This is a genomic window from Pantoea sp. Cr_R13, from assembly GCF_029222565.1.
In the GTDB taxonomy this organism is placed as follows: domain Bacteria; phylum Pseudomonadota; class Gammaproteobacteria; order Enterobacterales; family Enterobacteriaceae; genus Pantoea; species Pantoea eucalypti.
The window spans coordinates 969,199-992,838 of sequence record NZ_JARHXL010000013.1; the positions used below are offsets into that span (position 1 = coordinate 969,199).

The window sequence follows — 23,640 nt, forward strand, 5'->3', positions numbered from 1 at the left end:
CTGTCACGCTGACTGCCTTAATGGCGGTCAGCGTGAGTCTATTACCCTGAGCGTTTTCGTCAGATAGTGACGCTGCATCCCGGTCTCTGGAAAGTCGGGCAGGGACATCTGCTGCTGATACCCCTGCTTCTGATAAAACGGCAGAGCCTGAAAGCTGAAGGTATCCACCAGCGCAAAGAGACATCCCCTCTTAGCCGCCTCCTGTTCCGCGGCTTCCATCAGCGCGTGACCCAGACCACTGCCACGCACAGTTTCGTCCACCCAGAGAAAATCAATGCAGAGCCAGTTGCCTTTGCGCGAGGCGATGACTCCACCGCGCAACACGCCTTCTGCATCTTTATGATAAACCGACAGCGGGCCCCGGTTCTCGCGGCTGATAAACTGCCGGTTGTAAGCGCCTAATCCTGCCAGCAACGCGTCCCGATCATTATCGTTTTCCTGATAGGTAAGGGTAAATGTGTGCATTCTGTTCCTCTTCTACCCGTGTGTTTTTATCCCCTGAAAGGGATATTTTACCGTTTATCCTCTGTAGGGTATAGGGGGCGAATTATCCCCTGTAAAGGATAATGCGTCTGCGTTATGCTGATAGCCTGTGATCCCTAAGGAGTCACCCCATGATATACAGCCCGATACAGCTGGCAAACCAGCTCAAGTTTATCCGCCAGCGCAATGGCTGGACGCAGAGTGAGCTGGCAAAAAAGGTCGGCCTGAAACAGGCTACCATTTCTCATTTTGAAAATGCGCCTGACAGCACCTCACTGGCCACGCTGTTTAAGCTGTTACAGGCGCTGGAAGTGATTCTTGCCGTTCAGGAAAAAGAGGCGGTCACGGCGACTCATTTGCATGATGAGGATGAGTGGTAATGCAAAGGCTGATTGCGTGGATGAACGGCGAACGGGTGGGTGTACTGACACGACAGCGAAACGGCACCCATGCGTTTCAGTATGATACCGGCTGGCTGAGTAATCCGCTCTCCCGGCCGCTGTCACTCTCAATGCCATTGCAGGTTAAGGCGATCACCTCACACGCTGTGATTAACTTCTTCGATAATCTGCTGCCGGACAGCCCGCTGGTTCGTGAGAGAATCGCAGCGCGTTACCAGACTCAATCCTGTGAGCCCTTTGATTTGCTGCAGGAGGTGGGGCGTGACACCGTCGGAGCAATCATGCTGTTGCCGCCCGACAGGCCATTGCCTGCCGTGCAGGCTCGTTATGAGGTGCTGGATGAAGCCCGGCTCGAAAGCGTACTGTCGGCCAGGTACGATATTCCGCTGGGAATGTTGCATGAGGAGCCCGATTTCCGCCTCTCAGTTGCGGGTGCACAGGAGAAAACCGCACTGCTGCTGACGCAGGAAGGCTGGAGCATTCCTGCCGGTGGCACGTCTGCCTCACACATCATTAAGCTGCCAGTCGGTGAGATTAAACAGCCGACCGCTACGCTGGATATGCGTGAAAGCGTAGAGAATGAGTATCTTTGTCTGGCGCTGGCCCGCGCACTCGGTATCAATGTGCCGCAGGCGACCATTATCCGGGCCGGAAAGATGCGCGCCCTCGCCGTTGAACGCTTTGATCGCCGCTGGTCACGTGATAAAACCCGGCTGATTCGCCTGCCACAGGAGGATCTCTGTCAGGCGCTGGGACTGACCTCGTCAACCCAATATGAATCGGACGGCGGGCCGGGCATCGCAGAGATCATGCAGATACTGATGGGATCACGTCACGCCATTGAAGATCGCTATCGCTTTATGATGTTTCAGGTGTTTCAGTGGCTGATTGGTGCCACCGACGGTCACGCCAGGAATTTCTCACTGTTTATTGAGCGCGGCGGCAGTTACCGTCTGACCCCTTTTTATGATGTGATCTCCGCGTACCCGGTGCAGTCGGGTTCCGGCATGAACACGCAAGCGCTGACACTGGCGATGGGGCTGGGTGCCACTCAGGATAAGAGGACGGAGATCGACAAAATTTACCCGCGCCATTTTATCGCCACGGCGAAGCAGGTGAGTTTTGATCGTGACAGCCTGCAGCAGATCTTTGACTTCTTCATTAAAGCGCTTCCCCAGGCAATCGTTTTGGTGCGTGATGCGTTGCCGCCCGACTTTCCTCAGCATATCGCCGACGCCATTTTCAGCCATTCATTGATTATGCTGGAGCGGTTACGGCATGGAGAGTGAGGGCACGGATCTGGCACTATGCTGAAAAGCCAGTCTGCCCATGTCTCGTTAAAAGCGGGTCAGCTATGCTTATCTGACAGGCATAACAAAGGAGTATGGGTATGAAGTGTCCGGGATGTGAAGGAGAGGCGTTTGTTTACGCCACGCGTGATGTCAGTCTCAATACCGGTAATCCGGAGGATGTTGTGCACGATGTGAAGGGCGATCACTGCATCCGTTGCGGGGCTGTGATCATGAATGCTGGCACGGCAGAGCACTATCCCGAAAAAGCTGAAGCGCTGGAGAATGCCGGCGTTCCCATCAAATAATATCAGGAGCCCGCGTAAAGCAGGCTCTGATTATCGCTCTATGCACTCTTCTGATCGGCTCACCCTTATTGGGTCCTGCATCGCTTGCCATTTTTGTCGCCGGTCCCAGCGAACAATGTTTCCTGCGCCGAATCACCCATAAAAAAGCCTGCACAAGGCAGGCAAATCATTACAAGGGAATGTCCATCTTTTGATAACACGCAACGAGTAAGTTGTGTGATGGTGGCACCTTACAGGAGAAACATTAGGTTTATCCTGGGAACTAAAACCTGACTCAGTCAATCCGGACACTGGAGTGCGTTATGGATGCCAATCGCTATGCCCTGGAAGTCATTGCTTCGCCGCCGGTGTTTCCCGGTGTCGCCAGTCCTGTGTTGTCTGATGAAATGCTGCGTCGTCGTCTGGCCGGTATTATTCAGCGCATGCAGGAGCAGAAGATTGCGCAGCTGATTATCTATGCCGACAAAGAGCACGGCAGCAATTTTGAGTATCTGGCGGGATTCATTCCTCGCTTTGAGGAGGCGCTGCTGGTGGTGAATCAGCAGGGCGATCTCGCTTATATCATGGGTAATGAGAATCTTAAGCTGGTGCCTTTTGCCCGCAATCCGGGGCGCTGTCTGCATGCGCCGCTCTTTTCGTTGCCTAATCAGCCGATGCGCGATGAGCAGCCACTGGATCAGCTATTGACCGAGGCTGGAATTGTCGCGGGAGAACGCACCGGGCTGGTGGGCTGGAAGTTGTTTACCGGCAGGCAGCAAGGAATGTGTGATCTGCCGCAGTTCGTTTACGCAGCAGCGGTGCAGGCGGCGGGCAGTGATGAGCTGCTGGTTAACGCGACCGGACTGTTTATCTCGCCGGATAACGGTGTGCGCTGCGTGAATTGTGCCGATGAAGTGGCGTTTTATGAGGCTGGGGCAAATCTTGCGTCAACCGCCATGCTGGCTGCGCTGGATAGCGTAGAGCCAGGCATCACGGAGAAGGCGTTAGGCGCACGTCTTAACGCAGAGGGTCAGCCTAACACGGTGGTGACGATTGCGGCAACCGGCGATCGTTTTGCGTATGCCCGGCTTTATCCATCGGATAAACAGCTCGTCACTGGCGATAAGCTTTCTCTTACTACCGGCTATAAAGGCGGGCTGACAAGTCGTTCCGCTTATGTGGTCAGCGACGCTTCCGAGTTACAGTGTAACGTAACGGACTGGTTAACCCGGCTGGCGATCCCCTATTATCATGCGGTGGTCAGCTGGCTGGAACATCTGCACATCGGCATGACCGGCGGAGAACTCTATTCACTTATTGAGAGCGTGTTGCCCAAAGCAGAGTATGGCTGGCATCTGAATCCGGGGCATCTGGTGGCTGACGAAGAGTGGTTAAGCTCACCTGTCTATCCCGACTCTGCCGTGATACTGAAAAGCGGTATGCTGCTGCAGATTGATATCATCCCGTCGGTATCGGGTTACGGAGGCTGCAGTATTGAGGATACGGTCGGGCTGGCAGATGCGGCATTGCGTGATGAACTGGCGCGCGCTTATCCGGATGTCTGGCAGCGTATGACGCAGCGCAAAACCTACCTGGCGGCGGTGCTGAGGATCCGGTTGCCGGACGAGGTGATTTTGCTCTCAAATACGGTAGGGTATTTACGCCCTTTTTTACTGGATAAGCGCCGCGCGCTGGTGCGTCAGTAGACGATTACCCGGCCTGAGGAGGCCGGTAATAATTTGTAAAATTTAACTGAGAGTAAAACAGAGGCGCATCTGTCAGGATACGCGCCTCAGAAAGTTCCTGGTTGCTCTCATTCGATGAAATGGTTTACCAAAAACGCGGTTTTGTTTGCCTGCAAAACCTCTCTTGCCGCGTTTATCGCACTCTCTGTCGCGCTCTTTCTTAACTTCGAAAAACCCGCCTGGGCGCTGACCACTGTTTTTGTCACGTCACAGCTTTATGCGGCATCGACCGTCTCGAAATCACTGTTTCGTCTGATGGGCACGCTGCTGGGCGGCATCTTTATTCTGCTGATCTATCCTGAAACCGTGCAGTCACCCGTATTGTTCAGTCTTTGTGTGTCACTGTGGGTAACGGTTTGCCTTTATCTTTCTCTGCATGACCGCACGCCGAAGAGTTATGTCTTTATGCTGGCGGGTTACAGTGCGGCGATTATGGGCTTTCCTGATGTGGATACGCCGTCGGCGATTATTAATACCGTCATTTCACGTATTGAGGAGATTACGCTGGGTATCCTCTGCAGTACGCTGGTTCACCGGCTGGTATTTCCGGTTTCGATGCACCATCTGCTGGGGCAGAGCGTTAATCACTGGTTTCTCAACGCGCGTAAGTTATGTGATGAACTGATCAGCGGGATGGCGAAGAACAAATCGCTGGAGCGGGAAGATATCCTGATTCAGATGGCGGGCTATCCGCTGAATGTTGAAACACTGCTGACACACTGTGTTTATGAGGGCGAAGCGGCGCGTAATGTCATCCGTCTGGTTAGCGTACAGTATCAGCATCTGAGCTATCTGCTGCCGACGCTGACTGCGATTGAGTCACGGCTGGGCGTACTGGCCGAACTGAACATTCGTTTTCCTCCGTGCGTCACCGACGTGTTTCAGGAATTTCTGTTGTGGCTGCATCATGACCGTATTAACGATATTACCGGACTGCGTGAGTCGATTGCCTCCAGTCAGGCGACGCTGGAAGAGGAATGGCGCGCAGGGCGTCTGCCAACTGAAGAGAGTCTGCTGCTGATTGGCCTGCTGGAGCGGCTGGCTAACTTTGTACGCATTGCCGATGCCTATGAAAATGTCAGCGCGCGAGCCGGGGATCTCTACAGCCACGGGGATGGGGCGGCGATCCGCAATATCCGTGAACATCGTCATATCGATAAAGGCCTGCTGCGGTTGTCCGCGCTGACCGCGTTTCTGGCCACCTTTCTCTCCAGCCTGTTCTGGATTGGCAGCGGCTGGGCTGATGGGGCGAATGCGCCTTTGATGGCGGCGATTATCAGCTCTTTTTTCGCGGGTGTTGATTCGCCGGTGACGCCGATGAAGCTCTTCGTGAAAGGGGTGGTGATTGCACTGGTGGTCAGCCTGTTTTATATCGCGTTCCTGATTCCACAGGCCAATACCTTGCAGGCGTTGATGATCTGTCTGCTGCCTGGCCTGATGCTGCTAAGTCTGGTGATCGCTAATCCGGCAACCAATATGGTGGGGCTGAGTGTCGCTATTCAGATCCCCGGCTTTATCGGCTTAAGCCATCACTATGTGCCAAACCTGATCGTCACGCTGAACGCGGCCATCTCCTCAATGGTGGGGATTATGTTTGCGGTGGTGCTGACGGCGTTGATCCGCAATAAGCGGCCCTCCTGGATTGCCAGAAGAGCGGTGCAACGGGGACTGCGCGACCTGTTAGGATTTATCAAAATGGTGGAACGTAATTCCGCCACGCTGCTGTCACGGCAACAATTTATTGCCCGGATGCTCGACAGGGTGAACATTATTTTGCCGCGTAAACGTCTCGATCCGGTGCCGGATATCGTGGTGGGTGGGTATCTGATTACCGAAACCTGGCTGGGTGCTAACTGTTATGACTTTTACGCACGATACAGGGAAGTGCTGGAGAGCCACCGGATTGATAGCGGTCAGATGTTTCACGAGCTGGCGCTTTATCTGAAACGCAAAATGAAGTCACTGCAATTAGCGCCGCATCAGGATCTGCTGGATGAACTGGATCTGTTACTGCTGCGGATAGAGAAAATTGCCCGCGAGGAGAGTGCAGCTGTCGCGCCATTAATCCATCTTTTTAATATTCGGGTATCACTTTTCCCCCATCAGCGCTGGCCTGAGTAACAGGGGCTGGCTGGTGGTGTTTCTATACGGGATTAAAGTGCATTAAAGAGAACACCCTTTAGTTACATCATACATAAGATCTTAATTTAAAACAGATATCAGACAAAGTGCCTGTTTGTCTTGTCTGACAGTAAAACGAGCCGGCCTGAAGGGAATTTGGGGGCTGCCTGCTGAGTGAAGCGGACATTATACCGGTTTAAAATCAGTGTCTTGCATACTTTTTCCTGTCAGCCTGACACTGTTATTGTCATTGGGGTATTCGTCAGATTCGCATCACACAGCGGCTGAAACCCGCAATAAGAGCAGGGTGCGCCTGGCGCATTACAGGCTGAGAGGTTCAGCTGTTTACCCGTGGCTGTAACTGATAAATCCACGCAGTGTAATACTGGTTATCCCCGGCAGTTACGCGAACTTCGACGCGATCATAGCCATCTTCAAACGCATCCAGCATTGGCCAGTGAGCATCCAGCTGCTCAGAGATAAACAAGTATCCTGGTACATCGGGGCCATGTTCATCCAGAACAATGCCAGGAAAATCAGCCGCTGCACCCCAGCCACGCTCATAGAAGGTGCCGTTTACCGAGCCGGCCAGCCATTCGCCGCCAATGTTTTCAAGAATAGGGGCATTCTCGCGGCCCGGACAGAGCGTGCCATAGACAAATAAGTGTTCCATTTTCCCTCGTTTTCCAGACTCAAAGCCGGTTACTTTAACGCGTTGTGATAAATTCTGCAGCCCTGACGTCACGCCAGTTATTCAGAATTGACGTAGCAGCGCCTGCGGAGCACAAAAATTCTACAGCTGGCGCGCGCATCCCGGTCCCTGAGCACGCATTAAAACAGGAATGACGTCGTTAACAGCCTGAAGGCTGTATTACTAAATTACAGCTTTTAAGCTGTTATGTTGCTTTAACAGCTTTTAGAGTGTATTTTGATTAAACAGCGTACAGGCTGTATCACCAGTTAAAGCGGTCAGCGCACGATGAAAAATGTCTATCCGATAAAAACACTCAGCCAGTTGCGTCCTTTGCTTATTGGTTTTCGCAAAGCAAATGGACTGACGCAAAAAGATCTGTCTGAACGATTAGGCGTCACTCAGCAGACTTATGCGCGTCTGGAAGCCAACCCGGCCAGAGCCAGCATTGAACGCCTCTTCAAAATCTTAACACTGCTGGGCGTGGAGATGACTCTCTCTTCGGGAATAAGCTCATCCGCAGGAAAGCAGACAGAAGAAAAGGGGACGTTAGAAAATTCACCTGCAAGACGGGAGAAATGGTGACGCTATGAGCCGGAGACAGCAGCGTTTAGTGATATGGATGAACGGTATCCAGGTTGGATTCTGGAACAAAAGCAAAGGAGAAGATACGCTGCAATATCTTCCTGAATGGAGTGCCGACGCGCAAGGAAGACCGTTATCGCTCTCTTTGCCTTTTACTCCCGGCGATCAGATCTGGCGCGGAAATGTGGTACGTGACTATTTTGATAATTTATTACCGGACAGTGAAGGGATTCGCAGGCGTCTGGCAATGCGGTATCAGGCAGAAAGTCTCGACCCTTTTGACCTGTTGACCGAGCTGGGAAAAGATTGCGTAGGCGCGATACAGTTACTGAAAGAGGGCGATGAACCCACGGATTTATATTGCGTAAAATATCGGCCGCTCTCTGAATCAGAGATCGCAATGACATTGCGAAATACCACGGCGACATCATTACCCGGCAGACAGAGTGATACAGGCGACTTACGGCTATCCATTGCCGGTGCGCAGGAAAAAACAGCGTTATTATGGCATGACGATCGGTGGTGCAGGCCTGAAGGCAATACGCCAACGACGCATATTTTCAAGTTGCCGCTTGGCCTGGTCGGCAATATGAAAGCTGATATGAGTACATCCGTGGAAAACGAATGGCTCTGTTCGCTGCTACTTGAACATTTCGGCATCCCGGTCGCAAGAACAGAAATCGCTCAATTCGAAGATCAGAAAGTCCTGGTGGTTGACCGTTTTGACCGCAAATGGTCAGGAGACCGGCAGTGGATCATTCGTTTACCTCAGGAAGATATGTGTCAGGCTGCGGGGATGTCACCATTACGCAAATACCAGGCCGACGGCGGGCCAGGTATCTCTGAAATTATGGAGATTCTGAGTCATTCAGATCACGCAGAGCAGGACAGATTGCATTTCTTCAAAGCACAGATAATTTTCTGGGTACTGGCGGCCACAGATGGCCATGCTAAAAATTTCAGTATCGCGATAGGGCCTCAGGGGCATTATTGCCTTACGCCACTTTATGATGTTTTATCGGCATGGCCGGTCATCGGAAATGGCAATAATCAGATAGCCTGGCAAAAATGCAAACTGGCTATGGCCGCTCGCGGCAGCAACAACTATTACAAACTCTACAGAATACAAAGACGGCACTGGATTAACCACGGTGAGCAGACCGGCCTGAGTAAAAAGCAGGTTGAGATGATGATGGATGAAATAATTTCTGACGCACCGGACGTCATCGAGCGTGTTCGCGCGCAACTGCCAGATCAGTTCCCGTCAGAACTGGCAGAACGCGTGTTTGATGGCATAACGCAGCAATGCAGGCGTCTGGCCGGAAATTAGCACCGATTAAAATTTCCCGCTGAACACAGTGTCAGAAGAGAACAGGCTGAGAGGCGCAACACGGCAACGCAGATGTTTATCGATTACAGCCTGAATGATGAAAAGACGGAAAGATTCATTGTCAGACAGAATCATCAGACATCCGCAGGGATGCCCAGAGAAAGGTGGAAAACAGGATAAGTCAGACACCTGACCAAAGAGCGCATAATGTATATTATGTTAAATAAGAGATTAACAGTGCACTTATCACTGTGATACTGCGTCATTCATTACTGTACTTCCGACCTGCTGTTACGTTACTGCCACTGCCCTGCACCTTCATAGTGATGCCTTCAAACAGATCGCCTGAAAACCCCGAACAACGATGCAGTCCGGGGTTTGTCATCAGATTATTTCAGATGCGAACGCAGTGCTTCACCCGCCTGGTCAATGGCTGTTCTGACTGTCGGTTCCTGGCTCAAGGCGTTCAGCAAACCGAAGTCATGAATCATGCCATTGTACCGTGTAACGGTCACCGGCACGCCTGCTGCATCCAGCTTACGACCGAATGCTTCACCTTCATCCCGTAATACATCCAGCTCTGCAGTCTGAATCAGCGTTGGCGGTAACCCCTTCAGCTGTTCAGTGTTGGCGCGCAACGGCGATGCCAGAATGTTATTACGATCTTTTTCCGACGTCGTGTAATTATCCCAGAACCACTTCATCATGTTCTTCGTCAGGAAATGTCCGTCAGCAAACTGCTCATATGACGGCGTGTCGAAACGCGCATCGGTAACCGGCCATAGCATCACATCATAACGGATAGCTGGCGTTTTAAACTGTTTCGCCTGTAACGCAACTGCCGCCACCATGTTACCGCCAACGCTGTTACCAACCAGCGCCAGACGTTTTCCGTCAACGCCAATTTCAGCACCATGGTCGGCGACCCATTTAGTGGCTTCATAGGCCTGAGTAATTGCCACCGGGAAATGGGCTTCTGGCGAAGGTTGATAGTTAACGAATACCGCTGCAGCACCGGATGCATTCACCATGTCACGAACCAGACGTTCATGGGTTGGAAAATCGCCCAGCACCCATCCGCCGCCGTGGAAGAACATAAACACCGGCAATGTGCTGCTGGCGTGCTCAGGTTTAACGATGGTCAGCGTCAGAGGCTTGCCCAGTACAGTAATGATCTTCTGTGAAATCTGTGCCGGCGGCAGTTCTGCGCCCTTCTGTGCTCCGGTCAATACTGCCCGGGCATCGTTGACAGAGAGTTGCTCAATTGGTTTACCCGTTCCGCTGTTGAGCGCTTTCAGAAAGGCGGCAACACCTACGGTCGGTTGCGGGCTGTTTTCAGTTGGCGCAGCAAACGCGCTACTTATCTGGCTGCTTAACAGTAATGCACTGGCGATCAGTTTCATTTTCATTACAGGACTCCGATTAACTTGCTATTTAATAGTGTGCTATCTGGTTAGCCGGACAATTACACGGCACCTCTTCATTGTAAACAACTAAATAGCGCGCCATTTAAATGGCAGAACCAGTCTTCCTGGAAATCATCAGGGTTAACGTGGCAAATTGCAGCTATCTGTATCGAATTGCAGTCATTGAGCGCGACATTTCAGAAGCGGAAAATCTTGAATTGATCCAGCTCTCTGCTCAGCACTGAACTCCTGGTGCCCTGCTTTGGCTGCCAATCCCGGTGAATTCAACCTGGCGGCACTTTTCTCTGATCAACTTTTATCGCACAACTGCCGGACTATTAATTAAAAAAACAACGTTTGTATGATGTAACTAAATAGATTAATTCTCTCAGAAATTTCACATTTACCGCGGCTGATTTTCGCTTTGGTCTCAGGCCCTTTACTCTCTCTGCACTGCTACACGACTTCAACCAATCAATAAAGGAAACATTGATGAAAACATCATACGCTTTGATCGCAACATTACTGATGACCTCTGGCGCGTCCGCTATCGCAGCTCAGCCCGCTGCCGCTAAAAATCCGCTGAGCGTACACGTTCTTAATCTGCAAACCGGTCAGCCTACAGCGGGCATCGAAGTCGAGCTGGATCAAAAGCAGCTGGATAACTGGGTAAAACTGGCCTCAGGTGTTACCGACAATAACGGTCGTATCAGCGCCCTGTTCCCGCAGGACAAGATGGCCAGTGCGGGCAGCTACCGTGTGGTGTTTAAAACCGGTGACTTCTACAAAAAAACCAACCAGAAAACCTTCTTCCCGGAGATTCCGGTTGAATTCAACATGGAAGCCAGTGGCGAGCACTACCATATTCCGTTACTGCTGAGCCCGTTTGGTTACTCAACCTATCGCGGCAACTAATCTGCTAATCCGGCACTCAGGTGCCGGATTCCCCCGCGACGCGAGCCGGAAAACACGCCACAAGCCAGTCGATAAACACCCGCAGCCGTTGCGTTACGTGCCGGTTTTGCGGATAAACCAGATGAAACGGATAACCCGCAGGCCGCCAGTCGCGCAGTATCTCCACCATATCGCCCTGTCGCAGAATCGACGACAGTGAATAACTGAACGTCTGAATGATCCCCAGCCCGGCCAGACCCGCCGCCAGGTGTGCATTACTTTCATTAACGCCAATGCGATGCGCGCTGGTGATCTCTATTTTCTCACCCTGACGTTCAAACTTTAGCGGAAACGGTTTGCCGGTTTGCGGCGAAAGATAACTCACCAGCCGGTGTCCGTTGCGCAGTTCATCAGGGTAAGCAGGAATCCCAAATGCTTTGAGATAGGCGGGTGTCGCGCAGGTGATCAGCGTGGCGTGCCCTATCAGACGCGGCACCAGTGAGGAATCGGCCAAAGGACCGCCACGAATGACACAGTCAATGTTGTCGCTAATCAGATTAGCCGGGCGGTCCGAGACGCCAAGATCCAGCGTAATGTCCGGATAGCGGGCAAAGAAATCGGGCAGCAGCGGAATAAGAATATCCCGTGCGGTAGACCCGCCGATATCAACGCGTAACTGCCCGCGCGGTTTACTGCGCCGCGCATTAAAACAGGCATCAATATCCTCGAGATTGTGCAGGATACGCAGTGCTTTCTCATAGTATTCCTGCCCTTCTGCGGTGACGGTCACGCGCCGGGTGGTGCGTTGCAGTAGCCGGACGGAGAGATGTGCCTCCAGCTCCTGAACCAGCTTGCTCAGCGTCGCCTTTGGCATATTCAGCGAGTCCGCCGCGCGGGTAAAACTGCCGCTTTCCACTACTCGGGAAAAAGCTTTTATCGCCAGTAGCTGATCCATTCAATCCCCCTATTATCCACTCACATGGACAGTCATTTTCATTTTAGCGGATTTATCCGTCAATCCAGCTCCCCTACAGTAGCAATCAGCCCGGCAGCACCGCTGACCGGAAAAAATCGCTCAATGACACTAACCGGAGAAGCGCTAATGAATACATCACTCACAGGAAAAGTTGCCCTGGTGACAGGCGGAACAAGCGGAATTGGCCTGGCCACCGCACGGGAACTGGCGGCGCAGGGCGCGCAGGTTTTTATCACCGGCCGACGCCAGGCGGAACTGGATGCCGCAGTTGCTGAAATTGGCGGAACGACCAGCGGGATCCGTGCCGATGCCTCACAACTGCACGATCTTGACGAGGTTTACGCACGTATCGCCGCCCAGGCCGGACGGCTGGATATTCTGTTTGCCAACGCCGGTGGCGGCGACATGCTGCCGCTGGGGGCCATTACTGAAGAGCATTTTGACCGGATTTTTGGCACCAACGTGCGTGGTGTGCTGTTTACCGTACAGAAAGCCCTGCCTCTGCTGGTAGATGGCGCATCGGTGATTCTAACGGGTTCAACGGCCGGAGTACAAGGCACAGAGGCTTTTAGCGTTTACAGTGCCAGTAAAGCCGCGGTGCGCAACTTTGCCCGTTCGTGGGCGCTGGATCTGAAAGATCGCGGCATCCGCGTTAATGTCGTGAGTCCTGGCCCGGTTCGCACGCCTGGGTTAGGTGATCTGGTGAGTGAAGAGCAGCGTCAGGGTCTGTTTGATGCGCTGGCGGCACAGATACCGCTTGGCCGTCTGGGTGAACCACAGGAGGTTGCCCGTACCGTTGCGTTTCTGGCGTCTGATGCCGCCAGCTTTATTAACGCGACAGAGCTGTTTGTCGATGGCGGCATGGCACAGGTCTGAGGTTTAAGCCAGCCTGAACGCTGCCACAACAGTGATAACCCGAAATCCCGGTTCAGCCAGACCAGCACAGCCTGGCTGGCTGGCTGATCGCTAGCCAGTCACTCCCTGTTTCATAACCCGAAGGAAAAGCTGCGATCTCTCCGTCGTCCGGCACGCAGTCATAAAATGTCACGTTGCAGTCATCCCGTCCGGTAAATCCCCCGCTATAGTTATTGCCTGTCACGTCCGTCATAACACCATGGAGATAACATGAGCCAACTTTTTTCCACTGTCTCGCTCGGCGAACTTACGCTGGATAACCGCATTGTGATTGCCCCGATGTGCCAGTACTCCGCTGAAGCAGGCAATGCGACCGCCTGGCATCGGATCCATCTTGGCCAGCTCTCCTTTTCCGGCGCCGGTCTGATGATTATTGAAGCCACTGCCGTTGAGGACATTGGCCGTATCTCTCCCGGCGATCTCGGTTTGTGGAATGATGATAATGAAGCCGCACTAAAAACAGTTCTGGATGATGTGCGCCGCTACTCCTCTATCCCGATTGGTATGCAGCTGGGCCATGCGGGACGTAAAGCGTCGTGTGCGGTTCCCTGGGAAGGCGGTAAGCAGATTGCACCCGATGCAGGCGGCTGGCAAACCGTAGCCCCGTCGGCACTGAGCTACAGCGCGGATGAAGTTAAACCGGTTGCCATGAGCATTGACGATCTGCAGCGGGTAAAAAAGGCTTTTGTTGAGAGTGCCCGCCGTGCAGTGCGCCTGGGTATTCAACTGATTGAAGTGCATGCCGCGCACGGCTATCTGCTGCATCAGTTTCTGTCACCGCTCTCGAATCAGCGCAGTGATGAATATGGCGGCTCGCTGGAAAACCGACTGCGTTTCCCGCTTGAGGTGTTCAAAGCCGTCCGTGAAGCCGTTCCCGCTGCCATTCCGGTGGGTGTGCGTATTTCCGCGACGGACTGGGTAGAAGGCGGCTGGGAAATCAAGCAGTCGATCGCCCTCTCACGTGAGCTGGAAGCGCTTAACTGCGCCTATATTCATGTTTCCAGTGGTGGTTTGTCGGAAAAACAGGAAATCAGCGTCGGACCCAATTATCAGGTGCCTTTCGCCCGCGATATTCGCGAGCAGGTGTCAATCCCGGTGATTGCTGTTGGCCTGATTACTGAACCTCAGCAGGCAGAAGGTGTTCTGCAACAGGGCGACGCTGACCTGGTGGCGCTGGCGCGCGGCATTCTCTATGATCCCCGCTGGCCGTGGCACGCCGCCGCCGCACTGGATGGCAAAGTGCAGGTTCCGCCGCAGTATCTGCGTTCTGAACCGCACGATGTCAAAGGCATCCTGACGCAGGATCAGTAAGCGTTAACGGGCAGGCCGCGTTACCGTGGTCTGCCCGCGATTTTAAAGAATGCCTTTCAGCCGCAGATGCTGGAGCAGCATAATGGTCTTGGCATCCACGATCTCACCCTGATCAATCGCCTGTAAGGCCTTGTCGAAACCGATCTCCAGTACCTCGATATCTTCGCCCTCTTCCACTATTCCGCCGCCTTCACCGCTGCGCTGTTGATCGTCATACTCAGCAATAAAGAAGTAGAGTTTTTCCGTCACTGAACCGGGGCTCATAAAAGCCTCAAAAACCTTTTCTAGGCGACTGACGCGAAAGCCCGTCTCCTCTTCCGCTTCGGCAACAATACGCGTCTCAGGCGAGGCGTTATCCAGCAGACCAGCTGCCGCTTCAATCAGAAAGCCATCATGCCCGTTCAGGAAAATGGGAAAGCGAAACTGCCGGGTCAACACGACTGTGCGTTTATCACGGTTATAGAGCAGAATCACCGCGCCGTTTCCCCGATCGTAGGCTTCACGGCTCTGCTCCTGCCAGCGTCCATCGCTGCGCAGTAGCGAGAAGGTGTACTTCTTCAGGGTATACCAGTTATCTGACAGCAACTGCTCGTTGATGATGCGTACGCGGGGATGATTCTGCTGCATGATACTCTCCGGGATAAGTGGACAGCCCACACGCTATCATGCACAATCGTGCAAATTCAAGAAAAAACATGCAGAGTGGAATGATGCTATCCAGCCAACGAAAACAGACAATTCTTGCCCTGCTTGCTCAGGAAAAACAGGTTCAGTCGCGCGACCTGAGCCAGCGATTTGGTCTCTCCGAAGACTCTATCCGGCGTGACCTGCGTGAACTGGCGGCGGAAGGATTACTGCAACGGGTGCATGGCGGTGCGTTACCGGTATCCGCTGCACTGGGCACCTTTGAAACACGAAAAAGCGTGCAGACGGCGTCTAAACAGATTATCGCCAGAAAAGCGGCCTCATTGATCCAGCCAGGCCAGATTGTGCTGATTGATGGCGGGACCACCAGCGCAGAACTGGTACGACAGTTGCCGACAACGCTGAGCTTTACCGCCGTGACACACAGTCCCAGCGTGGCGCTGGCGTTAGCCGATCACCCACGCGTGGAGATCATATTGATTGGCGGGCAACTTTATAAGCATTCGGTGGTGGCGGTAGGCGCAGCCATGCTGGAGTCGATAAACCGCATTAACGCCGATCTCTTTTTTATGGGTGTTACCGGTGTGCATCCGGCGGCGGGCCTGACAACCGGGAATTTTGAAGAAGCGACGGTGAAGCGGGCGCTGGCAGGACGCGCAGCAGAGACCATGGTACTGGCGTCCGCCGAAAAGCTCAATTCAGCGTCGGCATTTGCCATTGGCGATCTGTCGCTGGCGAGTACGCTGGTAGTGGAAACAGAGCCGGACGAGGCGCTGAAAAAGGCGCTCAGCCAGCATGGTGTGACGATCATCTGAGATCGCAGCAAGCCTGCAGCGCAAGATACGGGCCGGTCAGCGGTCTCTGCGCAGGGGGAAACTGCTGTGCAACGGGCGTCATTGAACTTTGTGCCAGGGCAACGGCAACCGCGCCCTGCTGATAAGCCTGCTCTGCTGCTGCCGCAATCAGGGCAAAATAGCGTGCTGTATCTCCCGCTTTAAACGCTGCCCACGCATCTTCCACCAGCATGACCTCGATCTGACTGTCTGGATGACAGAAGAGTGTCCGTGTCGCAGCCAGCGTCGATTCTGCTGCACACAGCGCCACCGTCGGCCCCGTAAGACGCCGCAGTGTCTCCGCTAACATCCGGTCAGTGCGCATTACCCCAGCATGCGTACTGAAATCATCAGCAACCGGCCCCAGCGTCGAACAGGTGATCAGAACGGCATCAAACTGCGGCAGCAGTGTTTCAATCAGCTGTGCAATACGGCGGCGTAATTCCACTGTCATCCCGCCGCTTCGCTCCGCCTCAGTCAGCAGCGCAGGCATCACCAGATGATTCAGGGACGGAATGTCGAGAGCCAGTGCGCGGGCCGCATCATCAAAAATCGCGATATTACTGGCGGCGGTATGGAAGCAAAGAATGTTCAGGGTGAGCTCCGGTTCTTCATAAAGTTAGCGTGCGGGCGACCATGCGGCCTGCTGGATAACGACACGATAACCATCCCCATCCATAAATGTCACGCCCCGTTGATCCCAGTAGGGATTAAATGATGGCATCCGCTGAAATCCTGCCTCATCCATGCTGTTACAGCGAGCCAGCCAGTCAGGCTGTTGTGGGATGTAGAGCACCAGCAGATCGTCATCCGTTGGCGATGGCCGGACGGGATGCGTGTGACAGAGCGTGAATTCGAGATGCCAGGCCAGCCCGTCAGCGCCCAGCATCACACCACTGAACCCCTGATGGTCAGTAAACTCACCGATTTTTTGCAACCCCAGCCCAAGGCAATAGATTTGGCAGCTTTGCGTCAGGTCAGTCACTGGACGGGCAATACGCAGATGCGGGATAGTCATGCTTCTCTCCTTGTTGAGTTCACTGATATTTATCACAATCCTCTGAGCTTCCCGTGACGCTGGATGCGTAACCACTTCCCCGGCACTTCCATCAAACCACCGTTTTTTGCAAGAAGATGTGAATACCCTTCCGCGCAGTCCTGACCCTGAAATCGCTCTGCAGTCGGCGTGCCGCTGCGGTCGGCACCCTGTTCCGGTTATCCGGAAAATCACCTTACCGCTCACAGCGCTAAACGCATTCCCGCTGCGGTCATCTACACTTTCCCGGTATTCATACGGCAATGTCCTGTGCATTGCCTGGCTATAAAAGGAAGACAATATGACTGAACACGCTACCCAGAACCACGCCTGGTTACTGGCATCACGCCCTCACGGTGAGCCGACCAAAGAGAATTTCCGCCATGTGGCTCAGCCCGTTCCGGAAATCAAAGAGGGTGAAGTGCTGCTGAAAACCATCTACCTCTCGCTTGACCCCTACATGCGTGGCCGGATGGATGAGGGTAAATCCTACGCTGCGCCCGCAGAGCTGGATGAGCCAATGGTGGGCGGCACCGTCTGTCAGGTTGCAGAATCGAAAAACAGCAACTTTAAAACCGGTGACTGGGTGCTGGCGCAGAGCGGCTGGCAGGAATATGCCGTTTCCGATGGCAAAGAGATTGCGAAGCTGGACAACGATATGCCACATCCTTCATGGGCGCTGGGCATTCTCGGTATGCCTGGCTTTACCGCCTATATGGGTCTGATGGATATCGGTCAGCCGAAAGCGGGCGAAACCCTGGTGGTTGCCGCCGCAACCGGTCCAGTGGGCGCAACGGTCGGTCAGTTGGGCAAACAGAAAGGGTGCCGCGTAGTCGGTGTCGCGGGTGGCGAAGAAAAATGCCGTTACGCGGTCGATACGCTGGGTTTTGATGCCTGCCTCGATCACCACAGCGCAGACTTTGAAGAGCAACTGAAAAACGCCTGCCCGGATGGCATCGATATTTACTTCGAAAACGTCGGTGGCAAAGTGTTTGATGCCGTATTCCCGCTGCTGAACACCGCGGCACGCGTGCCGGTCTGTGGTCTGGTCTCCGCGTACAGCCAGCGTGAGCTGCCGGACGGTCCGGACAGAACCTCGCTGATCATGGCTGGAATCCTTAAGCGTCGTATTCGTATGCAGGGCTTTATCATCTTCCAGGATTACGGTGACCGTTATCCTGAGTTCCTCAAAGCAATGAGCCCGCTGGTGGAGAGCAAAAAAATCCACTATCGCGAGCATATGATTGAGGGATTAGAGAATGCACCACAGGCGTTTATCGACATGCTGAATGGCAAAAACTTCGGTAAAACCGTAGTGAAAGTCAGCGAGTAATCGCGTTAGCGTGCCACGTCACTGACGTGGCACGCTATCTATTAATCAATGCGGCAGCCGGGAAACGTGTTCGGCAGCGGCACGATTAGCGTCACTGACCGCCTCTCCCAGCGTTGCGCCAAGACTCAGGCGCTGACACAACACCCCGACAAAGCAATCCCCGGCACCGTGTGTACTGACCAGCGTCACCTTTTGCGCCGCCAGCGTGTGCGTCTCTCCCGCCTCGCTGTAAGCCACTCCGTGTTCACCTGCTGTCACCACCACGCGGGCAAAGCGTCCCGCCAGCGATGCCGCCGCAGCACGCGCTGAAGTCAGATCCTGCACGTTAATCCCGCACATATCGCGCGCTTCGATGGCGTTCACCACCAGCAGATCGATACAGCCCTCAAACGCCGCCGACAATGTCCGGGCAGGTGCTGCATTCACACAGACCGTAATCCCCCGCTGCCGTGCCGCCTGTGCCGCGCAGAGATTTACCGCCTCCGGGACTTCGTTTTGCAGCACCAGCAGCGAAACATCCTGCCAGAAGCCCGACTGTGCAAAGGTCGCCAGCGGGATCTGCTGATTGGCATTAGAAACCACTACCGCGCCGTAATCACCTTCAGCATCGTTAATCGCCACGCTCATGCCGGAGGGAAGCGCATCGATCACACTCACCTGCGTGCAATCGACACCGGCCTGCTGCAGATGATCCAGCAGGAATTTCCCCTGCTGATCACGCCCCACCGAACCGGCAAAACGCACTGCTGCACCCGCACGGGCCGCCGCGACCGCCTGATTCCCGCCCTTGCCGCCGAACTTATAGTGACAGGCGCTGCCCATCACCGTTTCGCCTTTCTCCGGGCGATGGTGTGCGTCCAGCATAATGTCGTAATGAAGACTGCCGGTGACTGCAATTTTGCTCATAGCTAGAATTCCCGCAGATCCTGAACCGCATGCTGGGTTTTCATCAGGTTCTTCTCCGCCCGCTTTAGATCTTTCTTGGCGATAGCGACAAACAGCGCATCCAGAATATTGAGCTGGGCGATGCGTGACGCGGCGTTTTCACCCAACAGATGCGATCCCTGAGAGGTTGAATTGAGGACCACATGCGCACTCTGCGCGATCGGGGATTCGGCGTAGTTAGTAATGGCGATCACTTTCGCGCCATTCTTTCCCGCCAGTTTAACCGGATCGTTCACTGCACGTGTCGCACCCGAATGGCTGATGGCGATAACCACATCGTCATCAGATAACACGGCGGCTGACATCAGCATGATGTGGGCGTCGTCATAGGCGGTCGACTTGATGCCAATCTTCAGCATCTTGTGCGACAGGTCCCGCGCCACGGCGGCAGAGCCGCCGACGGCATAGAGATCGATATGACGCGCTTTAAAGATGATATCCGCCGCACGATTGAATTCAGAGACATCCAGAATCGATAATGTTTCTTCGATGGCCTGGATAGAGGTTCTGAACACTTTAGCCAGCAACTGCTCCGACGAATCATCCGGCTCAATTTCCGCATGCAGTCCCGCCACTTCAGACTGGTTGTAATAGATCAGACCACTTCTGAAATGCCTGAAGCCGGTGAAGTTAAGTTTTTTCGTAATCTTAACGATCATCGCTTCAGAGACATTATTCTCCTGCGCAATCTCCTTTAAAGACGACTGCTCAGTAATGTCGGTTCGGGCAATTATCGCCTCCGCCACACGGCGTTCTAACGGCGTCAGTTGGGGCAAACGCATACGAATCTGAGCGCCAATGGCTCGCGGATCTTGCTTCATTACTTGCCTCGGGTCGCCCGGTCAATCAACATCGCTATGATAATAATAAGGCCGGTAGCGAGCAATTGGTAAAAGGCCTGAATGTTCAGTAAGGTCAGGCCATTACGTAACACCCCGAGGATCACTACGCCAATCAGCGTGCCGAAAATACTGCCCTTACCGCCCATCAGTGATGCACCGCCAATGGCCGCCGCTGCGATAGCGTCCAGCTCCCACAGGTTGCCGATAGTCGGCTCGGCAGCGCCCAGACGACCAATCAGAATCAGCGAAGCGAGTGACGCCAGAAGACCGGAGAAGATGTAAACCGTCACCTTGGTGCGCTTCACCGGCACACCAGCGACCCGCGCCGCCTCTTCATTACCGCCGATCGCCAGAATATATTCCCCCAGCGGAGTCTTATTCATCACCGTCCAGAGCAGCAGCGCAATCACCGCCACAATCACAATTGGCGTCGGAATACCCAGCAGCGTGCTATTGATCAGGCTGCGAAACGCCAGCGGAATGCCAAAGACCGGATTGCCGCCGGTATAAATCAGCGCGATAGCCCGGAACAGCGACAGGCCGCCCAGCGTAACGATAAACGGCTGCAGCCCGGCATAGGCAATCAGCGAACCGCTGAACAGCCCACACACCGCGCCGACGCCCAGCGTCGCGAGAATCGCCAGCGGCACCGGCACACCCAGGGTCATCAGCGTAGCACCCAGCACCGCTGAGAGCGCCGCGGTGGGGCCAACCGAAAGGTCAATCCCGCCGGAGATAATCACCAGCGTCATGCCCAGTGCAATCAGGGCGTTGATCGAAGACTGCTGCAATATGTTCAGCAGATTTGGCAGCGTGAAAAAGACCGGCGACAGAAACGAAAATGTCACCACGATAATCAACAGGCCAATTAAAGTACCGGCATCACGCACGTTAAATTTAAGCCGCAGCGCGGGTCGGGTACCTGGCGCGGTGGAGGTCTGAGTCGTCATAATATTAACCTTAAATAGTGTCAGGTAAGCGGTCAGGCGGTCTGGTCGATATCTTTAATGGCATAGCGGGCAATGTTCTCTTCGGTGATCGCGCTGCCAGTGAGCTCTTTGGTGATACGCCCCTCGCGCATCACCAGCACCCGGTCAGAGATGCGCATAATCTCGGTCATCTCTGACGACACCACGACAATGGCTTTGCCCGCCTGCGCCAGTTTTTCAATCAGGTGATAGATCTCAGACTTAGCGCCAATGTCGATGCCACGCGTCGGCTCATCAAACAGAAACACGTTGGCATCGGCCGCCACCCAGCGGCCGATGATCACTTTTTGCTGATTGCCGCCGCTCAGCGTGCCGATGGTTTTCTCAATGTCGAGCGGACGCAGTTTGAGGTCGCCCATCACCCTCAGCGCCTCACGGTCGAGCCGGGCATGGTTCATCAGCCCCGCCAGCGTGAAGCGGTGCATCGACGGCAGCGCCATGTTCATCTTCACCGCCCGCTCTTTAATGATGCCCTCTTTCTTGCGATCCTCCGGCACCAGGCCAATACCTGCTTTGATCGCCGCACGCACGTTGTGGTTCTGCACTGCGGTGCCGTTGACGCTCACCGTGCCACCGGTACGCCTGTCGATGCCGGCAATCAGCTTGAGCAGTTCGGTCCGCCCCGCACCCACCAGCCCGGCAATGCCCAGCACTTCACCAGCTCGCACGCTGAAACTGGCGGCTACCACGTCATTGCCCCGCGTCAGATCCTCTATCCGCAGCACCTCGCGTTCGCTGACAAACGCCTGATGGTCGAGTTTGTCGATCTTCCGTCCGACCATTTTGGCGACAATGCTCTCTTCATCCTCATCACTGATGTTGACCACACCCACCTGCTTTCCGTCACGCATAATGGTGGCGCGGTCGCAGACCCGGAAAATCTCATTCATCTTGTGCGACACATAGATCAGCGAGACGCCGGTCGACTTCAGATCGCCTATCAGCTCCGCCAGCCGGTCGAACTCGCGGGGCGTCAGACTGGAAGTCGGCTCATCCATGGCGATGATTTTTGCGTCATCCAGCAGCGCACGGGCGATCTCAACAATCTGCTGCTGCGACACCTTGAGATTTCTGATCGGCGTATCGGGATCGATAGTGGGATCCAGCGTCTTCAGAATCAGCGTCGCCCGCGCCAGCTGCGCTTTTTTATCCACCCACCAGCCACCGGCACGGGTCAGCGGGCGACCCAGGAACATGTTCTGCGCCACGGAAAGCTCAGGAACATGCTGCAACTCCTGGTGAATCATGGCGATACCGGCCTGACGTGCACTGAGCGGGCTGCGAATCTGCACTCTGTTGCCATTAACGCTGATCTCTCCGCTGTCAGCGCCGCGCACGCCTGAGAGGATATTCAGCAGTGTCGATTTACCCGCGCCGTTTTCCCCAATCAGCGCATGCACCTCGCCGGGTCGCACTGAAAAATCGACCTCCAGCAGTGCGGCGGCGTTACCGTAACTTTTGTTGATGCCGCGCATCATTAAGCGAAACTGTTCCATACCCGCCTCCGCCGACTATTGCTGAGCCAGCAGCTCACGCAACCGGTTGTTGTCTTTGGTCGAGAACGCGTCGACGTTCTCTTTAGTGATCAACGCCTGTGGCGTGGAGATAACGCGCGACAGTTTCTGTCCATTGATCAGACGGATCATGACGTCCATCGCCACTTCACCGGTCAGCACCGGGAAGCTGTCCACCGTGCCGGTCAGCTCGCCGCGCTTGATTGAGGCGTACGCATCCGAAATGCCGTCAGTGCCAAAAATCGCCACCTGTGACGCTTTGTTCTGCGCCCTCACCGCTTCCACCACGCCCAGCGCCATGGTGTCGTTGTTCGCATAGAAGCCGATCAGGTCAGGATGCTGCTGAAGGATGGTTGACGCCGCATTAAAGGCCTGCTCGCGACTCCAGTTCGCCGGCACGCTGGCAACAATGGTGAACTTGCCATTTGCGTCCAGTGTCTCTTTGAAGCCACGGGTACGCTGTCCGGCGGCATACACGCCCGGCTGCCCTTCAATCACCGCGACTTTCCCGCCCTGCGGATGATGCTGAATAAACCACTTCGCGACCCGCACACCGTTATCTTTCTGCACGTTGCCGACGTAGTAACGCGCATTCGGCATCACCGCATCGTTGACGTTCACCACCGGGATATTCTTGCTGTTCGCACTCTCCAGCGCAGGCTGCAGGTTGATGTCGGTCTGCGGCGAAACCAGCAGGCCGTTAAAGCCCTGGGAGATCAGGGTCTCTGCAATCGACAGCTGACCAAGCTGATCGTCCTCATTGGCTGCCGCCTGGTACTCGACGGTAATGCCATACTTTTTCGCCGCGTCCTGGTAGCCCTGGCCGAGCAGGCGCCAGTACTCATTCGTGAGGGTTTTTGATACCCCGCCAATTTTCAGCGACTTGTCGACTTTCGGCAGCGCGCCATATTTAGTATCAAGCTGGGTCCAGTCGGTGCGATCCGGTTCAGTGTCGGATTGCAGCGGTGCCAGATCTGCCGCATAAACTGTGCTGCAGAGCAGTGAAGAAGCGATAAAGGCAAGCAGGCGTTTTTTCATTTTTATAGTCTCAGCATGTGGGTAGAGGTGT

General features: G+C 54.4%; 24 protein-coding genes. 12 read left to right on the top strand and 12 right to left on the bottom strand.

The genetic code is table 11. From position 1 onward, the window contains the following. Positions 1–27: 27 nt before the first annotated feature. A complete protein-coding gene (locus P2R09_RS12215) occupies positions 28–465 on the bottom strand; it encodes a GNAT family N-acetyltransferase (protein ID WP_275770025.1) in 438 nt (145 codons plus the stop codon). 149 nt (positions 466–614) lie between these two features. On the opposite strand from P2R09_RS12215, the gene hipB reads away from it, so the two are divergent. The 5 genes from hipB (at position 615) to P2R09_RS12240 (ending at position 6,326) form a co-directional block, all read left to right on the top strand. Then, positions 615–863 (top strand): type II toxin-antitoxin system antitoxin HipB, encoded by a 249-nt coding sequence (hipB, locus tag P2R09_RS12220; RefSeq protein ID WP_275770027.1) that lies wholly within the window; start codon positions 615–617, stop codon positions 861–863. Next, complete coding sequence (locus P2R09_RS12225; RefSeq protein WP_275770029.1) at positions 863–2,173, top strand: type II toxin-antitoxin system HipA family toxin; 1,311 nt, start codon at positions 863–865, stop codon at positions 2,171–2,173. Before hipB ends, P2R09_RS12225 begins: the two co-directional genes overlap by 1 nt. 101 nt (positions 2,174–2,274) lie before the next feature. Further along, positions 2,275–2,481 (top strand): type II toxin-antitoxin system MqsA family antitoxin, encoded by a 207-nt coding sequence (locus P2R09_RS12230; RefSeq protein WP_275770031.1) that lies wholly within the window; start codon positions 2,275–2,277, stop codon positions 2,479–2,481. Positions 2,482–2,783: 302 nt separating this feature from the next. After that, a complete protein-coding gene (locus P2R09_RS12235; RefSeq protein ID WP_275770033.1) occupies positions 2,784–4,166 on the top strand; it encodes a M24 family metallopeptidase in 1,383 nt (460 codons plus the stop codon). A 114-nt stretch (positions 4,167–4,280) separates the two neighbouring features. Beyond that, positions 4,281–6,326 (top strand): FUSC family protein, encoded by a 2,046-nt coding sequence (locus tag P2R09_RS12240; RefSeq protein WP_275770035.1) that lies wholly within the window; start codon positions 4,281–4,283, stop codon positions 6,324–6,326. A gap of 337 nt (positions 6,327–6,663) precedes the next feature. Here P2R09_RS12240 and P2R09_RS12245 read toward each other — a convergent pair whose 3' ends face one another. Then, entirely contained in the window at positions 6,664–6,999 is a 336-nt protein-coding gene (locus tag P2R09_RS12245) for a gamma-glutamylcyclotransferase family protein (protein WP_275770037.1), read from the bottom strand. Between the two features lie 306 nt (positions 7,000–7,305). Between P2R09_RS12245 and P2R09_RS12250 the strand changes: the two genes are divergently transcribed. Both P2R09_RS12250 and P2R09_RS12255 read left to right on the top strand, forming a co-directional pair. Next, positions 7,306–7,602, top strand: coding sequence for a helix-turn-helix transcriptional regulator (locus P2R09_RS12250; protein ID WP_275770039.1), 297 nt, complete (start codon positions 7,306–7,308; stop codon positions 7,600–7,602). Positions 7,603–7,606: 4 nt separating this feature from the next. Then, positions 7,607–8,932: a type II toxin-antitoxin system HipA family toxin gene (locus tag P2R09_RS12255; protein ID WP_275770041.1), complete on the top strand. Its 1,326-nt coding sequence runs from the start codon at positions 7,607–7,609 to the stop codon at positions 8,930–8,932. Between the two features lie 389 nt (positions 8,933–9,321). Here the strand turns inward: P2R09_RS12255 and P2R09_RS12260 are convergent, their stop codons facing one another. Then, positions 9,322–10,341, bottom strand: coding sequence for an alpha/beta hydrolase (locus P2R09_RS12260; protein ID WP_003853602.1), 1,020 nt, complete (start codon positions 10,339–10,341; stop codon positions 9,322–9,324). 489 nt (positions 10,342–10,830) lie between these two features. Between P2R09_RS12260 and uraH the strand changes: the two genes are divergently transcribed. Next, on the top strand, positions 10,831–11,253 hold the full coding sequence (uraH, locus tag P2R09_RS12265; RefSeq protein WP_275770043.1) for a hydroxyisourate hydrolase: 423 nt from the start codon (positions 10,831–10,833) through the stop codon (positions 11,251–11,253). A 16-nt stretch (positions 11,254–11,269) separates the two neighbouring features. On the opposite strand, the gene P2R09_RS12270 is transcribed toward uraH, so the two are convergent. Next, entirely contained in the window at positions 11,270–12,187 is a 918-nt protein-coding gene (locus P2R09_RS12270) for a LysR family transcriptional regulator (RefSeq protein ID WP_275770045.1), read from the bottom strand. Positions 12,188–12,334: 147 nt separating this feature from the next. Here P2R09_RS12270 and P2R09_RS12275 point away from each other — a divergent pair, with 147 nt between their 5' ends. Further along, positions 12,335–13,084, top strand: coding sequence for a glucose 1-dehydrogenase (locus P2R09_RS12275; protein ID WP_275770047.1), 750 nt, complete (start codon positions 12,335–12,337; stop codon positions 13,082–13,084). Between the two features lie 249 nt (positions 13,085–13,333). Then, positions 13,334–14,434 (top strand): NADH:flavin oxidoreductase/NADH oxidase, encoded by a 1,101-nt coding sequence (locus P2R09_RS12280; protein WP_003853594.1) that lies wholly within the window; start codon positions 13,334–13,336, stop codon positions 14,432–14,434. Positions 14,435–14,476: 42 nt separating this feature from the next. On the opposite strand, the gene P2R09_RS12285 is transcribed toward P2R09_RS12280, so the two are convergent. Further along, positions 14,477–15,061: an NUDIX domain-containing protein gene (locus P2R09_RS12285; protein ID WP_275770050.1), complete on the bottom strand. Its 585-nt coding sequence runs from the start codon at positions 15,059–15,061 to the stop codon at positions 14,477–14,479. A gap of 83 nt (positions 15,062–15,144) precedes the next feature. Here P2R09_RS12285 and P2R09_RS12290 point away from each other — a divergent pair, with 83 nt between their 5' ends. After that, the gene (locus P2R09_RS12290) at positions 15,145–15,894 is read left to right on the top strand and encodes a DeoR/GlpR family DNA-binding transcription regulator (protein WP_275770694.1); all 750 of its coding nucleotides are present in this window, start codon (positions 15,145–15,147) and stop codon (positions 15,892–15,894) included. On the opposite strand, the gene P2R09_RS12295 is transcribed toward P2R09_RS12290, so the two are convergent. Continuing rightward, a complete protein-coding gene (locus tag P2R09_RS12295) occupies positions 15,887–16,366 on the bottom strand; it encodes a glutamate racemase (RefSeq protein ID WP_275770052.1) in 480 nt (159 codons plus the stop codon). The genes P2R09_RS12290 and P2R09_RS12295 overlap by 8 nt on opposite strands. Positions 16,367–16,531: 165 nt before the next feature. Further along, positions 16,532–16,930: a VOC family protein gene (locus P2R09_RS12300; protein ID WP_105099185.1), complete on the bottom strand. Its 399-nt coding sequence runs from the start codon at positions 16,928–16,930 to the stop codon at positions 16,532–16,534. Positions 16,931–17,249: 319 nt separating this feature from the next. Between P2R09_RS12300 and P2R09_RS12305 the strand changes: the two genes are divergently transcribed. Next, complete coding sequence (locus P2R09_RS12305) at positions 17,250–18,281, top strand: NADP-dependent oxidoreductase (protein ID WP_003853584.1); 1,032 nt, start codon at positions 17,250–17,252, stop codon at positions 18,279–18,281. A 45-nt stretch (positions 18,282–18,326) separates the two neighbouring features. Here P2R09_RS12305 and P2R09_RS12310 read toward each other — a convergent pair whose 3' ends face one another. From P2R09_RS12310 to P2R09_RS12330, 5 genes are read right to left on the bottom strand one after another with little or no spacing between them, the layout of a single operon-like run. Next, positions 18,327–19,187, bottom strand: coding sequence for a PfkB family carbohydrate kinase (locus tag P2R09_RS12310; protein ID WP_275770056.1), 861 nt, complete (start codon positions 19,185–19,187; stop codon positions 18,327–18,329). 2 nt (positions 19,188–19,189) lie between these two features. Continuing rightward, positions 19,190–20,047, bottom strand: a complete 858-nt coding sequence (locus tag P2R09_RS12315) for a MurR/RpiR family transcriptional regulator (protein WP_090961029.1) — start codon at positions 20,045–20,047, stop codon at positions 19,190–19,192. Continuing rightward, positions 20,047–21,018, bottom strand: coding sequence for an ABC transporter permease (locus P2R09_RS12320; RefSeq protein ID WP_275770060.1), 972 nt, complete (start codon positions 21,016–21,018; stop codon positions 20,047–20,049). The genes P2R09_RS12315 and P2R09_RS12320 overlap by 1 nt, the downstream gene beginning before the upstream one ends. Positions 21,019–21,050: 32 nt before the next feature. Next, on the bottom strand, positions 21,051–22,553 hold the full coding sequence (locus tag P2R09_RS12325) for a sugar ABC transporter ATP-binding protein (protein ID WP_275770062.1): 1,503 nt from the start codon (positions 22,551–22,553) through the stop codon (positions 21,051–21,053). A 15-nt stretch (positions 22,554–22,568) separates the two neighbouring features. Next, the gene (locus P2R09_RS12330) at positions 22,569–23,609 is read right to left on the bottom strand and encodes a substrate-binding domain-containing protein (RefSeq protein ID WP_003853575.1); all 1,041 of its coding nucleotides are present in this window, start codon (positions 23,607–23,609) and stop codon (positions 22,569–22,571) included. Positions 23,610–23,640 lie beyond the last annotated feature (31 nt).

Excerpts from the sequence above, each read along its gene's own strand:
- P2R09_RS12215 (WP_275770025.1), bottom strand. The coding sequence starts at position 465 with ATGCACACATTTACCCTTACCTATCAGGAAAACGATAATGATCGGGAC.
- hipB (WP_275770027.1), top strand. The coding sequence starts at position 615 with ATGATATACAGCCCGATACAGCTGGCAAACCAGCTCAAGTTTATCCGC.
- P2R09_RS12225 (WP_275770029.1), top strand. The coding sequence starts at position 863 with ATGCAAAGGCTGATTGCGTGGATGAACGGCGAACGGGTGGGTGTACTG.
- P2R09_RS12230 (WP_275770031.1), top strand. The coding sequence starts at position 2,275 with ATGAAGTGTCCGGGATGTGAAGGAGAGGCGTTTGTTTACGCCACGCGT.
- P2R09_RS12235 (WP_275770033.1), top strand. The coding sequence starts at position 2,784 with ATGGATGCCAATCGCTATGCCCTGGAAGTCATTGCTTCGCCGCCGGTG.
- P2R09_RS12240 (WP_275770035.1), top strand. The coding sequence starts at position 4,281 with ATGAAATGGTTTACCAAAAACGCGGTTTTGTTTGCCTGCAAAACCTCT.
- P2R09_RS12245 (WP_275770037.1), bottom strand. The coding sequence starts at position 6,999 with ATGGAACACTTATTTGTCTATGGCACGCTCTGTCCGGGCCGCGAGAAT.
- P2R09_RS12250 (WP_275770039.1), top strand. The coding sequence starts at position 7,306 with ATGAAAAATGTCTATCCGATAAAAACACTCAGCCAGTTGCGTCCTTTG.
- P2R09_RS12255 (WP_275770041.1), top strand. The coding sequence starts at position 7,607 with ATGAGCCGGAGACAGCAGCGTTTAGTGATATGGATGAACGGTATCCAG.
- P2R09_RS12260 (WP_003853602.1), bottom strand. The coding sequence starts at position 10,341 with ATGAAAATGAAACTGATCGCCAGTGCATTACTGTTAAGCAGCCAGATA.
- uraH (WP_275770043.1), top strand. The coding sequence starts at position 10,831 with ATGAAAACATCATACGCTTTGATCGCAACATTACTGATGACCTCTGGC.
- P2R09_RS12270 (WP_275770045.1), bottom strand. The coding sequence starts at position 12,187 with ATGGATCAGCTACTGGCGATAAAAGCTTTTTCCCGAGTAGTGGAAAGC.
- P2R09_RS12275 (WP_275770047.1), top strand. The coding sequence starts at position 12,335 with ATGAATACATCACTCACAGGAAAAGTTGCCCTGGTGACAGGCGGAACA.
- P2R09_RS12280 (WP_003853594.1), top strand. The coding sequence starts at position 13,334 with ATGAGCCAACTTTTTTCCACTGTCTCGCTCGGCGAACTTACGCTGGAT.
- P2R09_RS12285 (WP_275770050.1), bottom strand. The coding sequence starts at position 15,061 with ATGCAGCAGAATCATCCCCGCGTACGCATCATCAACGAGCAGTTGCTG.
- P2R09_RS12290 (WP_275770694.1), top strand. The coding sequence starts at position 15,145 with ATGCTATCCAGCCAACGAAAACAGACAATTCTTGCCCTGCTTGCTCAG.
- P2R09_RS12295 (WP_275770052.1), bottom strand. The coding sequence starts at position 16,366 with ATGACAGTGGAATTACGCCGCCGTATTGCACAGCTGATTGAAACACTG.
- P2R09_RS12300 (WP_105099185.1), bottom strand. The coding sequence starts at position 16,930 with ATGACTATCCCGCATCTGCGTATTGCCCGTCCAGTGACTGACCTGACG.
- P2R09_RS12305 (WP_003853584.1), top strand. The coding sequence starts at position 17,250 with ATGACTGAACACGCTACCCAGAACCACGCCTGGTTACTGGCATCACGC.
- P2R09_RS12310 (WP_275770056.1), bottom strand. The coding sequence starts at position 19,187 with ATGAGCAAAATTGCAGTCACCGGCAGTCTTCATTACGACATTATGCTG.
- P2R09_RS12315 (WP_090961029.1), bottom strand. The coding sequence starts at position 20,047 with ATGAAGCAAGATCCGCGAGCCATTGGCGCTCAGATTCGTATGCGTTTG.
- P2R09_RS12320 (WP_275770060.1), bottom strand. The coding sequence starts at position 21,018 with ATGACGACTCAGACCTCCACCGCGCCAGGTACCCGACCCGCGCTGCGG.
- P2R09_RS12325 (WP_275770062.1), bottom strand. The coding sequence starts at position 22,553 with ATGGAACAGTTTCGCTTAATGATGCGCGGCATCAACAAAAGTTACGGT.
- P2R09_RS12330 (WP_003853575.1), bottom strand. The coding sequence starts at position 23,609 with ATGAAAAAACGCCTGCTTGCCTTTATCGCTTCTTCACTGCTCTGCAGC.